General features: G+C 66.3%; 10 protein-coding genes. 8 read left to right on the forward strand and 2 right to left on the reverse strand.

All coding sequences use genetic code 11. The features are described from left to right. The first annotated feature begins 30 nt into the window (after nucleotides 1-30). From mltG to R2R70_RS01325, 8 genes are all read left to right on the forward strand, one after another. Nucleotides 31-1032 (forward strand): endolytic transglycosylase MltG, encoded by a 1002-nt coding sequence (gene mltG / locus R2R70_RS01290; RefSeq protein WP_410977008.1) that lies wholly within the window; start codon nucleotides 31-33, stop codon nucleotides 1030-1032. A gap of 99 nt (nucleotides 1033-1131) precedes the next feature. Continuing rightward, nucleotides 1132-1881, forward strand: a complete 750-nt coding sequence (tmk, locus tag R2R70_RS01295; protein WP_410977009.1) for a dTMP kinase — start codon at nucleotides 1132-1134, stop codon at nucleotides 1879-1881. After that, on the forward strand, nucleotides 1878-2903 hold the full coding sequence (locus tag R2R70_RS01300) for a DNA polymerase III subunit delta' (protein WP_410977010.1): 1026 nt from the start codon (nucleotides 1878-1880) through the stop codon (nucleotides 2901-2903). Before tmk ends, R2R70_RS01300 begins: the two co-directional genes overlap by 4 nt. A gap of 299 nt (nucleotides 2904-3202) precedes the next feature. Then, nucleotides 3203-3553 (forward strand): PilZ domain-containing protein, encoded by a 351-nt coding sequence (locus R2R70_RS01305; protein WP_054555002.1) that lies wholly within the window; start codon nucleotides 3203-3205, stop codon nucleotides 3551-3553. A gap of 110 nt (nucleotides 3554-3663) precedes the next feature. Further along, on the forward strand, nucleotides 3664-4497 hold the full coding sequence (locus tag R2R70_RS01310; RefSeq protein WP_107335330.1) for a TatD family hydrolase: 834 nt from the start codon (nucleotides 3664-3666) through the stop codon (nucleotides 4495-4497). Nucleotides 4498-4539: 42 nt separating this feature from the next. Beyond that, nucleotides 4540-5184 carry a DUF1285 domain-containing protein gene (locus R2R70_RS01315; protein ID WP_410977011.1) on the forward strand — a complete coding sequence of 215 codons (645 nt, stop codon included), beginning with the start codon at nucleotides 4540-4542 and terminating at the stop codon, nucleotides 5182-5184. Between the two features lie 106 nt (nucleotides 5185-5290). Next, on the forward strand, nucleotides 5291-7858 hold the full coding sequence (locus tag R2R70_RS01320; RefSeq protein ID WP_410977012.1) for an ATP-dependent helicase: 2568 nt from the start codon (nucleotides 5291-5293) through the stop codon (nucleotides 7856-7858). A gap of 140 nt (nucleotides 7859-7998) precedes the next feature. Then, nucleotides 7999-8940: a sulfurtransferase gene (locus R2R70_RS01325; protein ID WP_410977013.1), complete on the forward strand. Its 942-nt coding sequence runs from the start codon at nucleotides 7999-8001 to the stop codon at nucleotides 8938-8940. A 112-nt stretch (nucleotides 8941-9052) separates the two neighbouring features. On the opposite strand, the gene R2R70_RS01330 is transcribed toward R2R70_RS01325, so the two are convergent. Both R2R70_RS01330 and R2R70_RS01335 read right to left on the reverse strand, forming a co-directional pair. Further along, the gene (locus R2R70_RS01330; protein ID WP_192838433.1) at nucleotides 9053-10288 is read right to left on the reverse strand and encodes a dicarboxylate/amino acid:cation symporter; all 1236 of its coding nucleotides are present in this window, start codon (nucleotides 10286-10288) and stop codon (nucleotides 9053-9055) included. 227 nt (nucleotides 10289-10515) lie between these two features. Beyond that, complete coding sequence (locus R2R70_RS01335; RefSeq protein WP_153635265.1) at nucleotides 10516-12159, reverse strand: electron transfer flavoprotein-ubiquinone oxidoreductase; 1644 nt, start codon at nucleotides 12157-12159, stop codon at nucleotides 10516-10518. Nucleotides 12160-12166 lie beyond the last annotated feature (7 nt).

Genomic DNA, 12166 nt, shown 5'->3' on the forward strand with positions numbered 1-12166 from the left:
GCCTTCGCCATGAAGACTGGAAACCTGATTATGCGAGTGTTCAAGATCCTCCTGATGCTGGTAGTGCTGGCCGTGGCTGCGGGTGTGGTGGGCTTTCGTTATTGGCAGGCGCAGTTGCTGTCACCGTTGGCGATCGAGAAGGAACAGCTGTTCGAGGTGCCCAAGGGCGCCAGCCTGACCAGGGTGGTGAGCGAGCTCGAGTCACAGGGCATCATCGAGGCGAGCTGGCCGTACAAGGTGTGGTCGCGCCTCGAGCCTGAGGCCGTCAATGGCCTGCGCGCCGGTGAATTCCGTCTCACGCCGGGCTTGAACGGCCGTGAGCTGGTGGCGCTGCTGTCCAGTGACGATGTGGTCAGCTATACCTTGACCGTGCCGGAGGGCTGGACCTTCGCCCAGATGCGCACTGCCATGGATGCCTCGCCCAAGCTTGAGCACACGACTCGCGACATGAGCGACGAGGAGCTGATGGCGGCTGTCGGTGTAGAGGGCGAGAAGCCGGAAGGGCGCTTCTTCCCAGACACCTACCGCTATCACAAGGGCGTCAGCGACCTCTCGCTCTACAAGCAGGCCTATAGCCGCATGAGCAAGACGCTGGAGGAAGTCTGGGCCGGGCGTGACGACGACCTGCCGATCACCAGCGCCTACGAAGCGCTGATCATGGCGTCACTGATCGAGCGCGAGACCGGCGCGCCGGAAGAGCGTGACGAGATCGCCGGCGTCTTCAAGCGTCGCATGGAGCGTGGCATGCGCCTGCAGACCGACCCGACCGTCATCTATGGCCTGGGCAAGGACTATGATGGCTCGCTGTCGCGCGCCGACCTGCGCAAGCCGACGCCCTGGAATACCTACGTGATCACCGGCCTGCCGCCGACGCCGATCGCGATGCCCGGGCGCGCCGCGCTGGAAGCGGCGGTGCATCCCAAGGAAGGCGATACCTACTACTTCGTCGCCAAGGGTGAGGGCAAGCATCACTTCTCGCGCACGCTGCGCGAGCACAACAATGCCGTGCGCCGTTATATTCTCAATCGGTAATGCGTGGCGAATGAGCTGAAACCCGTGTGGCGAACAGGGTCTGCCATGCTGCACGGGGCTTTCGTCGCGAGTCATCTGCTGTCTGAATCAGGAAACATCATGTCTTCACGTCCGAGCGCATCAAGCACGACGTCTTCTCGCCACGCCGCCAGCGCGGCGGCCACCCAGGCTTCGCGCGGTGGTCGCTTCATCACGCTGGAAGGCGGTGAAGGCGTCGGCAAGAGCACCAATGTCGCCTTCGTGGTCTCCGAGCTCGAGGCGCATGGCCTCGAGGTCGTGCGCACGCGTGAGCCGGGTGGCAGCGAGCGAGCGGAAGCCATTCGCCAGTTGCTGCTAGACCCGGCGCCGACCGAGTCGCTGAGTGATGATGCCGAACTGCTGTTGATGTTCGCCGCGCGTGCCCAGCATCTGGCCGCGACCATTCGTCCGGCGTTGGCGCGCGGTGCCTGGGTGGTGTGCGATCGATTCACCGACGCGACCTTTGCCTACCAGGGTGGTGGCCGCAACCTGCCGCTGGCCGATATCTCGGCGCTGGAATCCCTGGTGCAGAAAGGCTTGCAGCCGGACCTGACCCTGCTGCTGGACATGCCGGTCGCGGCGGCACGTGGCCGTCTGGCCGCTCGCCGCGCCGAGACCGGTGAAGGCGCCGATCGCATCGAGCAGGAAGCCGAGCAGTTCTTCGAGGCGGTGCGTGTCGGCTATCACATGCGTCGTGACGCCGACCCCGAGCGCTTTGCCACCATCGATGCCGGTCAGTCGCTCGAAGCCGTGCAGGCCGATATCGCGGCGGTGCTGGCGGCTCGCGTGGCGGCCTGGCAGGCGAACACTGCCACGGATGAGCAGCCATGAGTGCTTCAGACGTCAGCAGTGGTGTCACGCTTTCGAGCTTCTCGCCGCTGCCGTGGCAGCATTCGCTGTGGCAACACTTCACCGCGGTGCACGACAACGGTCGCCTGCCGCATGCGGTGATGCTCAGCGGACCGTCGGGGCTTGGCAAGCATGAGCTGGCCGATGCCATGATCGCCCGCGTGCTGTGTCGCACCGCCCAGGGCAAGCCCGGCGCGGCGGCCTGTGGTGAATGTCATGGCTGTCATATGCTGGCGGCCGGACATCACCCTGATCTGATGGCGGTCGCGCCGCAGGATGTCGGCAAGATGATCCGCATCGACCCGATCCGTGAGGTTAATCGCTTCGTCTCCCAGACGGCCCAGCAGGGCGGCTACCGCGTCATCCGGCTGCAACCGGCGGAGTTGATGAACATCGCCTCGGCCAACGCCTTGCTCAAGAGCCTCGAGGAGCCCGGTGCCAATACGCTGTTCATTCTGCTCAGCGACATGCCGTCACGGGTACTCCCGACCATCCGCTCGCGCTGTCAGCAATGGCCGCTGGTGATTCCGCCGGCCGAAGAGAGCCTGCCGTGGCTCACGCAGCAGCTGGGCGAGGATGCTCAGGCCCTGCTGCGCATGGCGGGCGGTCTGCCGCAGCTGGCGGTGCGTCTTGGCGAGGCGGAGCAGCGCCAGCTGCGTCAGGCCTTGCGCGAGCTGTTCGATGCGCTGGTGCGCGGTGGCGAGCCGGTGGCCGAGGCGTGGCGACTGGAGCGCCAACCGCTGGCGCAGGTGCTGTGGTACGGTATTGCCTGGCTGGAAGACCTGATTCGCATGGGCCTGTCCGGCAACGCCAGCGACCTGCGTGACCCCAGTCTTGAGCCGCTGCTGAGACAGGCGGTCAAGAACGGTCGCACCCAGGACTGGTTCAAGCTGCTGGACTTCGCCCGCGAGCAGCGTCGTCTGCTGGCCGCGGGCGGCAACCCCAACCCTCAGCTGGTGCTGGAAGCCTGGCTGGTGCGTTGGGCCGCCTTGCTGCGCTCCTGAATGCGCAGCTGGCTTTTTTCTGGCGTGATGGCCCGAGTGAAGGTCTGAGCTTCTGGCGTGAAGGTCTGAGCGAAGAGCTGAGGAAATGGCTGAGCGATGCCCGCGTGGAAAGCCACGAGGCTGCGCGAGGCAAGGCGGGCAGGCTAGACTGAAGCCAGCCAGGCCGCTTGCTCGCCTTGCGTCAGATGACAGCAGGCAATGGCCGAAGAATACGCATTGATACGCAGCGTGAGCCCTCATGTGAGCGCTGACGCTCGTCACGGGACTGCATGTGCCGGGAGACCGGCCGGAGGTGAAGGATGGATACCGCTCCACAGCAAGGCCAGAAGGCGCTCTCGCTGACCATTCGTGATCAGAAGACCCTGTTGGCCGCCTACATGTCGACCCTCGTGCGCGGCGGCATCTTCGTGCCGACTACCGAGCGCTACACCATGGGCCAGGAAGTCTATCTGCTGCTGACCCTGCCTGAGGAATCCGAGCGCATTCCGGTCACCGGGCGCGTGGTATGGATTTCCCCGCAGGGCGTCAGTGGCCGACGCATTGCCGGGATCGGCATCCACTTCAGTGAAGAGGACCGCCAGGTGCGCGATCATATCGAGAACCACCTGGCCGGCATGCTTGGCAAGGGTCACGCGACCTATACGCTGTAGCGCGAGCGCAGCGTCGCTTCATCATCTCGACCGGCAGTGCCATGAGCGCCCGCCGGTCGAGCACGTTTTTCGCCGCGCAGCGCGTGGCCATCAGTAGTGAGAGTTTCCGGATGTTTGTCGATTCGCATTGCCACCTTGATCGTCTGAAACTGGAAGAGCATGGCGGCAGCCTCGAGGCCGTGCTGGACGCCGCGCGCGCCCGTCACGTGCACCAGTTTCTCGCCATTGCCGTCACGCTCGACGATGTGCCCGAGATCTCGGCCATCGCCCAGCAGCATGAGGATGTGGTGATTTCCGCCGGTGTGCATCCGCTGCATCAGGTCGACCCGGAACCCACGGTCGAGGACATCAAGAAGTGCGCCGAGCGCTTCGGCGCGGTGGCCATCGGCGAGACCGGCCTCGACTATCACTACGAGAGCGTCAGCCGCGAGCTGCAGTACGAGCGCTTCACGCGCCATCTGATCGCCGCGCGTGAGCTCGAGCTGCCGGTGATCATCCACACCCGTGAGGCGCGGGAAGACACTCTGGCGCTGATCAAGCAGCACACGGACCCCGCTGTCGGTGGCGTGCTGCACTGCTTCACTGAAGATCTGGACATGGCGCGCGTCGCGGTGGGCCACGGCTTCATGGTCTCCATCTCCGGTATCGTCACTTTCCGCAACGCCGGACACGTCCGCGAGCTGGCACGCGCCATCCCGCTGGACCGCTTGCTGATCGAGACCGACAGCCCCTATCTGGCGCCGGTGCCGTACCGTGGCACCTCCAATGTGCCGGGCAATGTGGTCGAGGTCGCCGAATGCATCGCCGCCGAGCGCGGCATCACCGTCGATGAGCTGGCGATGCAGACTACCGCCAACTTCTATCGCCTGTTCCGCGCCGCCGCGCCGGAAGCGCCGGACAACGTTCGCGAAGCGCTGGCCAGCAGCGGTATGCTCATCGATTGAGCGTGGTACCCCGCATGATCTGATGACCAGGGAGGGAACGTCATGAATCCAGCCGCCATCCTCACCCAGCTGGGCGACAAGGCCACCAGCGGCAAGGCATTGCCGCCGGTGGATCAATGGCACCCGGCGCATTGTGGCGAGATGGACCTCGTCATCTGCGCCGACGGGCGCTGGATACACGAGGGCACGCCCATCGGCCGTGCGCGACTGGTGCACATGCTGTCGCGTGTCCTGCGCCGCGAGCCCGATGGCAGCTACTGCCTGGTCACGCCAGCGGAGAAGGTCACCATCCAGGTCGAGGATCGCCCCTTCCTGGCGGTGGACTGCTCCCGCATCGAGAGCGATTCTGCGCCGACTGAGCTTGGAGAGACAGAGCCCGGACAGACAGAGTCAGGGCAATCCGAGCCTCAGCCGGACGTCTGGCAGCTGGTCACCGATCAGGGCGATGTCGTGCGACTGGAAGGGGAGACCTGCCTGACGCTGAGCGAGACGCCGGACGGCCTGTGGCTACCGGAAGTGCCGGTGCGCTTCGGCCTTGCCGCGCGCCTGCACCGCAATCTCTACTATCGGCTGCTCGAGAGCGCCGAGACGCAAGAGCAGGACGACGGCAGCCTGACACTCGGCTTCATGAGCGGCGGGCGCTTCCAGATTCTGGGACAGCTGGCGGCCGATGAGGTCGACGTCTGAACCTGTCTGAACTTATTTGAACTTGCCGCCTTCTGCTCTCTCTTTCGTATGCCCCTCGCGTTCTGCTTCGCTCCTTTTCTCTCGCCGCCAGCCATTGCAGGTCTTCATGTCGTCACCACTTCCTCCCATCGAACCCGACAGCACCGCAACCTCCGGGCCAGATGTTGCAGCATCGCCACTGGCGCTGGCCGTCGATCAGCTGACGCAACGGCTGACGGATCAGCAGCGCGCCGTGGTGGCGCATCGCGGGAGGCATGCGCGGGTAGCGGCGGTGGCGGGCTCCGGCAAGACCACCACGCTGGTGGCGCGGGTGCTGAGCCTGCTGGCGGAAGGCATTGCGGCGCAGCGGATTCTGGTGCTGATGTTCAACCGCTCGGCGCGTGAGGACTTCGTCGCCAAGCTGGCGCAGTCGGCCCCGCCGGGCACACGGCTGCCCGACATTCGCACCTTCCACTCCATCGGCCATCGCCTGACCACCACCCTGGTGCGCTGGGGCAGCCTCGAGCCGCGCGAACTCATCCAGCAGGACTGGGCGCTGGAGCGTCTGCTCAAGCAGGCCGCCCAGCGTGCGCTGGGCGATGCCGATCGCGCCGATCGTGAGGCAGCGCTCGAGGGCGAGCGCCTCGAAGCGCTCGCCCAGTTCTGTGATCTGGTCAAGGCCGAGATGTGCGAGCCGACGCTGCTGTATGAGCGCATGAACCTCGGCGAGCACACCGGCCACTTCGTCGAGTCCTTCGCTCAGCTTGAGCAGCTGCTCGAGCAGTACGGCCAGATGACCTATGCCGATCTGCTCTACCGGCCACTGCGTCAGCTGGAGAAGGAGCCCGAGACCCGCGCGCGCATCCAGGGGCATCTGCAGCACGTCATCATCGATGAGTATCAGGACATCAATGAGGCGCAGCAGCGCATGCTGGCGCTGCTGGCGGGTGCACCGTCCGGCGGCGAGGCGTCGGTCGGCGAAGCGTCGCTCGGCCAAGCTTCCTCGCCCGGCGAAGCGTCGCCCGCAGCCTCCGGCGCCTTGGCAGAAGTCATGGCCGTGGGGGATGCCAACCAGTGCATCTACGAGTGGCGTGGCGCGCGGCCTGACTACATGCTGACGCGCTTTGCCGAGAGCTTTGCCGCGCCGCTGGATTTCCCGCTCAGCTACACCTTCCGCCACGGTCATCGTCTGGCGCTGGCGGCCAATCACGCCATCGCCGCCAATGCGCGCCGTCCGGACCAGCTGTGTCTGGCTGCGCCCGGCACGCCGGCGACTCGCTTGTTCGAAGGCCAGGGCGCCGCCAGTCTGGTCGCGGCGCTCACGGCCTGGCGAGAGTCGGGTCGCAGTGGCGCCGAGGCCGCCGTGCTGGTGCGCAGCTGGGCGCTGTCGGTACCGGTGCAGTTGCAGCTGCTCAAGGCCGGCATTCCCTTCCGGCTGGGGCAGGGGGATCGCTTCGTGTTCCGCCTGCCGCTGGTGCAGGCGCTGGCGGGCTATCTGGAGCTGGCGCGTGATGCCACGCGTCTGCGCGACCCGGCGCACCTGCTGCTGCTGTTCACTCAGCCCACCGCCTTCGTCGCGCGCGAACGCCTCGAGCGCCTGTGTCAGCAGCTGGCCGACAGCCAGCGCTGGCCACGCAAGGAAGATCCTATCCTCGAGGGGCTCAAGCCGCTGCAACGCCGCAACCTGCACAAGCGCTGGAAGCTGTTGTGTGATCTGCCCTCGCTGGGCGATTGGGCGCCCGCGCGACTTCTGCGCCATGTGGTCGATGAGCTGGAAGCCGACAAGGTGCTGCGCCGCGCCGCGGCCCGGCGTGACAAGGGCGAGGAGGATGTGCGCCTGCTGGATGTGCTGATCGAGCAGGCAGGGGAGCTGGCCAATGACCCCGACGCCTTCATCAATCTGCTGCGCAACCCGGTCGAGGACGCCGCCGACGGCGTGCTGATCACCACGGTGCACGGAGCCAAGGGGCTGGAGTGGCCGCTGGTGGGGCTGTGGGGCATGAACGAGGAAGACTTCCCGGCCTACTCACGTGACAACCCGCTGTCGCCGGAGCGTCTCGAGGAGGAGCGTCGGCTGTGCTACGTCGGCGTGACGCGTGCCCGCGAGCAGCTGCACCTGTGGCGTGACGGCGGCACGCATACGCCAAGCCGCTTCCTGGCCGAGCTGTGCGTGGAGGACTGCACTCGCCTCGGTGACTGGATTCACGGTGCCGGCAAGCGCGCCAAGCTCGCCCGTCTGCAGGCCGAGGACGGCGATGAGGCCGCCCGTGAGTCAGCGGACGGAAGCGACGAGCGGCTGCGTGTGGCGGCGCCGGCGCTTGGTGAGGCCTATCTGGCGCGGCTGCCACTGGCGCGTCACGGCATCACGCCGCCGACGCTGGAAGCGCTGCCGAAGAAGGTCGCCAAGTCCTCGGGCAGGCCGGCCAGCAAGTCGGCTGCGCAAGGCCAGTCCAGCTCGGGCGGCACCTATGCTCGCGGCGCTCGACAGGGCAATCGCTCTCCACGCGGCGAGCCGGCGGTGCTGCGACGCGTCGGTGATTGGGAGGTCGGTCAGCGCTTGCGTCACGAGAGCTTCGGTGAGGGGGTGATCGAAGAGGTCTCTGGCAATGAGGCCAATCCGCTGATCGAGGTGCGCTTCGCCGATGGCAACAAGCGCCGCCTGATCGCCACGCGTGCCCCGCTGACAGCCTTGTGACCCTTGTGACCCTTGTGACCCTTGTGACCCTTGTGACAATGGACTTGAGACTCGGGCGACAAGGCAGCGCGATTGCCAAGCCTTGCGCCGAGCACCATCATGCCTCCAATGCATCTTCGTCTGCCCGAAAAGGAGTTCCCATGGCTCAGTATCCCGATCCTGCCGCATTGGCGGCAGCCTCCGTCTCCGCCTCATCGCTGCTGGTGCCGGACCAGCGCCAGGCGCCCCTGATCGATGCCAGCCAGCTGGTGACCCAGCTGGCGATGGCGGGTCTCAAGTCGCCCGTGGTGCTGGATTGCCGTGCGCGTCTCGACGATGGGGAAGCCGGCGAGCGTCTGTGGCGGGAAGGCCATCTGCCGGGTGCCATCCATGTCGATATGGACCGCGATCTGTCGGCCGCCGTGCGCGAGGACGGCGTGGGCGGGCGGCATCCGCTGCCGTCACATCAGGCGACGGCCGAGCTGTTCCGCCGCCTCGGCATCATGCCCGAGCAGCAGGTGGTGGTCTATGACGACATGGGCGGGCAGATGGCGGCGGCGCGGCTGTGGTGGATGCTGACCTGGGCCGGGCACCCGGATGTGCGGATGCTGGATGGCGGCATCCAGGCCTGGAATCAGGCCATGGGCGAGCTCAAGCGTGCGCCTGCCCAACCGATTAGCCCCACACCCAGCGACTGGCAGCCGAGCTTTGATGACAGCCTGCTGGTCAGCGCCCAAGAGGTGGCCGCCACGGATGACAGCTTGCTGGATGCCCGGGCCGAGGCGCGTTTTCGCGGTGAACAGGAGCCAGTCGATCCGGTGGCAGGCCATATTCCCGGCGCATTCTGCCGACCGACCCCCAGCAATCTGGAAGCCAATGGACGCTTCAAGGACCGCATGAGCCTGATGCGTGAGCTGCGCAGCCTGCTGCCGGCGCAGGGCGAGGTGATCGCCTATTGCGGTTCCGGCATCAGCGCCTGCCAGAACATCCTGGCCTTCGCGATCGCGGGGCTGCCGCTGCCGCGCCTGTATGCCGGCTCCTGGAGCGACTGGATCAGTGATCCCGCGCGTCCGGTCGCCACCGGAGAGGCCAGCGAGAAGTAGCCGCACGCGCCAGCGCGATGACGGCCTTTCAGACATGACAACGCCCGCCAGAGGTTTCTCTGGCGGGCGTTGTCGTCTGTGGGGGGCTTTGTCTGACTCTTTGCGTGCGTGCTTACGCTTGTGTCTCGTGGTCAGCGGCGGGCTTGCGGGAATCGAAGCGTTCCAGCAGGGCGGCGTTGGCGCAGTTGCCCATCACGTTGAGGGCGGTGCGCAGGCCATCGGTGAAGCGGTCCACCCCGGCGACCACGGCCACGCCTTCCAGCGGCAGCCCTGCCGCGCCCAGCACGGTGGTCATGGCGACCAGCCCCGCACCCGGTACGCCAGCCGTCGAGAAGCTGACCAGCAGGCCGGTGGTGAACACGGTGATCACCAGCGAGGTGGTGACATCGATGCCGAACAGCTGCGCCACGAACAGCGCATTGAAGCCCTGCAGCACAGCGGCGCCGTCACGCTTGAGCGCCGTGCCGAAGGGCAGCGCGAAGCTGGCCAGGGATTCATTCATGCCGTAGTCGCGGGCATTGCCCAGCGCCAGCGGCAGGGTCGCGCCGGAACTTGCGGTACCGAAGGCGAAGCCCAGGCTCTGGCCGAAGTGGCGCACGAAGGCCAGCGGGCGGGCACCGGTGACGGCCAGCAGTACCAGATAGAGCAGTGCCATCAGCGCCAGCGCGATGATCAGGCCGATTACGTACATGCCCAGGCGCATCAGCAGGTCCAGTCCCTGGGTGGCGATCACCGAGGTGATCAGCGCGAAGACCCCCACCGGCGCCAGCTTGAGCACGAAGGACAGCACCTTGAGGCTGACGGTGTAACCGCTCTCGATCACGCGATGCAGCGGCGCGCTTTCCTCCGGCAGGGCGCGCATCGCCAGCCCGATCAGGGCGGCCGCGAAGATGACCTGCAGCAGGCCGCCGCCGCCCAGTGCGGTGAAGGGGTTGTTGGGCACCAGGCCCACCAGCCACTGGGCGATGCTGTCGGCGTTGCGACCTTCAGGTGCTGAATCCACCAGGCTCTCGGCGCCGCTGCCCGGCGTCAGCCAATGCGCGACCAGCATGCCCAGCGTCAGCGCCACGGCGCTGGTGACCACATAGCTGCCCAGCAGGCGCCCGGCATGGCGACCGACGTCGGCGCCGCCTTCGCGGTTGGTCAGGCTCATGATCAGGGCGCCGAACACCATCGGCACCACCACGAATTGCAGCAGGCGCAGGAAGATCTGGCCCACCGGTGTCAGCAGGTGGCTGTCGAGCCAGGCGACGCTGCCCTCGGGTAGAGCGCCTGCCCCGGCGTTCAGGGCAAGGCCGCTGAGAATGCCCAGCCCCAGGGCGAGCAGTATCTGGCGTGTGACGGACATGGTGGCTCCGAAGCGATGGCGTGAGTCTGAATTCGAGGGAGGCTAATGTGCTACCGGGAAGCTGTTATATCAACAATCGCTTTGAGATTGTTTTGGAATAAAACAAGAAGCACTTACGGGGCGCAAGGCTTCCGCGCCTGCGGCGCTGAGGAATGAGGAGGGCCAGACACGACAACGCCGCCACGGCAGGGCAGTGGCGGCGTTGTCAGATGGCGGGCAGCAGGGGCTTACATGTTGGGGTAGTTGGGGCCACCGCCGCCTTCCGGCGCGACCCAGGTGATGTTCTGCGCCGGGTCCTTGATGTCACAGGTCTTGCAGTGCACGCAGTTCTGGAAGTTGATCTGGAACTGCGGCTCACCGGCCTCCTCGACGATCTCGTAGACACCGGCCGGGCAGTAGCGCTGGGCGGGCTCGGCGTAGCGCGGCAGGTTGTCACGCACCGGCAGCTCCGGGTCGGACAGGCGCAGGTGGCACGGCTGGTCTTCCTCGTGATTGGTGTTGGAGAGGAACACCGAGGACAGCTTGTCGAAGGACAGCTTGCCGTCCGGCTTGGGGTACTCGATCTTCGTGCACTCAGCCGCCGGGCGCATGCGCGCGTAATCCGGCGTGGTGTCATGCAGGGTCGGCAGGCGGCCGCCCGTCAGCTGGTCGAGGAAGTTGTAGGCGCCGCCGAGGAAGGTGCCGTACTTGTGCATGGCCGGGCCGAAGCTGCGCGAGGCGTCCAGCTCTTCATAGGCCCAGCTGTCCTTGAAGCGCTTGCCGAAGTCGACCAGGTCTTCACCGCCTTCGTCACCGCCCTTGATGGCGTCGAACACGCTTTCCGCCGCCAGCATGCCGGACTTCATCGCGGTATGCAGACCCTTGATCTTGGCGAAGTTGAGGGTGCCGGCGTCACAGCCGATCAGCAGACCGCCCGGGAAGCTCATCTTGGGCAGGCAGTTGAGGCCGCCCTTGGCGATGGCGCGCGCCCCGTAGGAGACCCGCTTGCCGCCCTCGAGATGGCGGGCCAGGGTCGGGTGCTGCTTCATGCGCTGGAATTCATCGAAGGGCGACAGGTACGGATTGTCGTAGGCGAGATCGACGATCAGGCCCACCACCACCTGCTGGTCATCGGTGTGATAGAGGAAGAAGCCGCCTTCGGCGTTGCCCTTGAGCGGCCAGCCGCTGCCGTGCACTACCAGTCCCGGCTGGTGCTGTTCGGCGGGCACATCCCACAGCTCCTTCAAGCCGATGCCGTAGTGCTGGGCGTCCGCTTCGCTGTCGAGCGAGAAGCGCGAGATCAGCTGCTTGCCCAGGTGGCCACGGCAGCCCTCGGCGAACAGGGTGTACTTGCCGCGCAGTTCCATGCCCGGCATGTGGCCGTCCTTCTCGCTGCCATCGGCAGCCACGCCCATGTCACCGACCACGATGCCGCGCACCGTGCCATCCTCGCCATGCAGCACTTCCTGGGCGGCGAAGCCCGGGAAGATCTCGACGCCCAGCTCCTCGGCCTGCTCGCCCAGCCAGCGTGTCAGGTTGCCGGCGCTGATGATGTAGTTGCCGTCGTTGTGCATGGTCCTGGGGACCAGTGCATTGGGGATGACCTGCGCTTTCTGGTCATCCTTGAGCAGCACGACCTCGTCACGGGTGACGGCCGTCTTGAGCGGTGCGCCGCGCTCGGCCCAGTCGGGGAACAGCTCGGTCAGTGCACGCGGTTCGAGCACGGCGCCGGACAGGATGTGCGCGCCGACTTCAGAACCTTTCTCGACCACGCAGACCGTCAGCTCCTTCTCGGCCGCGTTGGCCTGCTGCATCAGTCGGCAGGCCGCCGCCAGGCCGGAAGGGCCGGCACCGACGATGACCACGTCGAAATCCATGAATTCGCGTTCCATGACCCGT

The sequence above is a fragment of the Cobetia sp. SIMBA_158 genome (assembly GCF_046566945.1).
In the GTDB taxonomy this organism is placed as follows: domain Bacteria; phylum Pseudomonadota; class Gammaproteobacteria; order Pseudomonadales; family Halomonadaceae; genus Cobetia; species Cobetia amphilecti.